Source organism: Teichococcus vastitatis, assembly GCF_003604215.1.
Classification (GTDB): domain Bacteria; phylum Pseudomonadota; class Alphaproteobacteria; order Acetobacterales; family Acetobacteraceae; genus Pseudoroseomonas; species Pseudoroseomonas vastitatis.
In genome coordinates this window covers 1-1,740 of sequence record NZ_QXGS01000133.1, presented here as the reverse complement: position 1 = coordinate 1,740, position 1,740 = coordinate 1, and the positions used below count along the sequence as shown (strand labels likewise).

The following is a 1,740-nucleotide window of genomic DNA, read 5'->3' as shown; positions in this document are numbered from 1 at the left end:
AGGGCTTCGCCATCCTGCCTCGCCGCTGGGTCGTCGAACGCAGCTTCGGCTGGCTCACCCATTGGGGCGGCCTGCTCTTAGACAGTGAGCGCACCTCCTGTGGATGAATGATCAAATGGGTCATCATTCGCCTGATCGCTTGTCTTCGAAAGCTGGCTCACGGCCATTCAGTGGCGCAAGCGGTATCATGAACCTTCAACTTCTCCTTCTCAGTCCGACGACTGTGATCATTGAAATCGAATCGGCATCTACCCACTGCAGGATTCAGCTGCCCTTGTTGAGACTGGATGGATACGCCTCCTTTCTTTGGACCCACTGGAAGCCCTCGTGCTTCGTGATGACGGCGATCTGTACGGCTCCCCCGACGGACTTGGGAAGGAACACAGCGAAGCGGATGAAGCCGATGGTGGTCTCGACGAGGAAACGGGCAAGGTCGATCGCGTCCTGGATCGGCATCGCAGGAACCGCGAGCGTCGCGTACAGGTCCTTGGCCAAGCCCGCCTGCAGATCACCCACGCTCGCGGCGGGGACGCCGTGGCGCACCAAGGCCTCACCGATGTTGAACCCGGCTCCCAGGATCAGGCGGTTCAAGGCTTCGTACTGCCCGTCCCACAGCACACCGAAGCTGCTCTCATCCATGATCTGGCGCGGCGGGGAACAGGTAGGCCCCGCTATATTGACTTCCCACACCTCGGCCAGCGGGCGGCCGGCGGAGTAGCCGCACAGGCGCAGCTGAAGGTTTGTCGGATCCGGGCAGGCCTCCGACTTCTCCTCGAACAGAAAAGCACGCAGCCGCTCCGCCGCCTGCGCGACGGTGTAGGTCTCCGGATCAAGTTTCCAGTCGGCATGCGCCGGATCAAGACCGCTGAAGCGCCGGCGAAGGTCCTTGAGAAGCGTTTCGACGGACTCGTTGCCGATGCCGCCGGTTCCGGTGGACATCGCTCCGAGGGGCATCCCGTGGCACAGGTTTGCGATCTTGTTAGCGTGTGCGTAGACCTGCCCGCTTCCCATTGAGCCGGCGCTGTCGGCCGCCATGACAACGCCGTCGTTGATCTTCACCGAAACGATGATGGTCATGGGAGCTCCTCGCGATGCATCGAGTGGAGAGTACCTCTGCACCTTGGGAGTTTCGATGCCGGCCCGGCGGCGAGCCGATCTCCAGCTCAATTCACTGACCTGCTGCTTTGCAGGTGCTCGTTGATGAGGCCAGCGGTTGGAACTCGGTTTCAACCCGACAGCTGGTCAGTCCAGCGCATGTCCAGCGTCAGGGTCGCGGTGAAAAACACCTGCCCGCTCTCATCGCGAATATCCATCGCGAAGGGGTCGTAATGGCTCGCGCACATCCTGTCCCTCACCAGCCCGGCCAAGGTAGCGAGACCTTCCTTCCGGGCCTCCTCGTGGCTGGAGAAATCCACACCTTCCCCGTCGCGAACCTCCAGCTTGGCGTCTTTGAAGTCGAAGAAGAAGCGCGGCAAGTTTTAGATCTCCTCCATCGAATGGAGACATTCTGGCACTTTGGAGGGCCATTGTTGGTTCGGTAATGCACGAAGCTCTTTGCCTCCGGCCATCGATCCTGCCGGTCGGTCCGTCTTGTAACACCGGCCGAAACTGCTCGTCCTGTTTGCGCCGACCTAACTCGCGAGCACCCTGTGCCTCCTGAGCGGCATGTAGCTTCCCTGCCCTCCATCATACCTTTAATCCGGTAAACTTCTTCCACCGCCATCACATTCAGAACGTGCG

The 1,740-nt window shown here is 60.6% G+C and carries 2 protein-coding genes and 1 pseudogene; 1 reads left to right on the top strand and 2 read right to left on the bottom strand.

Annotated elements, in window-relative coordinates; all coding sequences use genetic code 11:
* A pseudogene (locus D2K64_RS25830) lies at positions 1–92 on the top strand (transposase); the annotation flags it as partial.
* A 172-nt stretch (positions 93–264) separates the two neighbouring features.
* Here D2K64_RS25830 and D2K64_RS23465 read toward each other — a convergent pair.
* Complete coding sequence (locus tag D2K64_RS23465; protein ID WP_120010827.1) at positions 265–1,077, bottom strand: hypothetical protein; 813 nt, start codon at positions 1,075–1,077, stop codon at positions 265–267.
* 149 nt (positions 1,078–1,226) lie between these two features.
* Entirely contained in the window at positions 1,227–1,475 is a 249-nt protein-coding gene (locus D2K64_RS23460) for a DUF6894 family protein (protein ID WP_120010825.1), read from the bottom strand.
* Positions 1,476–1,740: the final 265 nt, after the last annotated feature.

Coding starts and splice junctions, on each gene's coding strand:
- D2K64_RS23465 (WP_120010827.1), bottom strand. CDS start 1,077: ATGACCATCATCGTTTCGGTGAAGATCAACGACGGCGTTGTCATGGCG.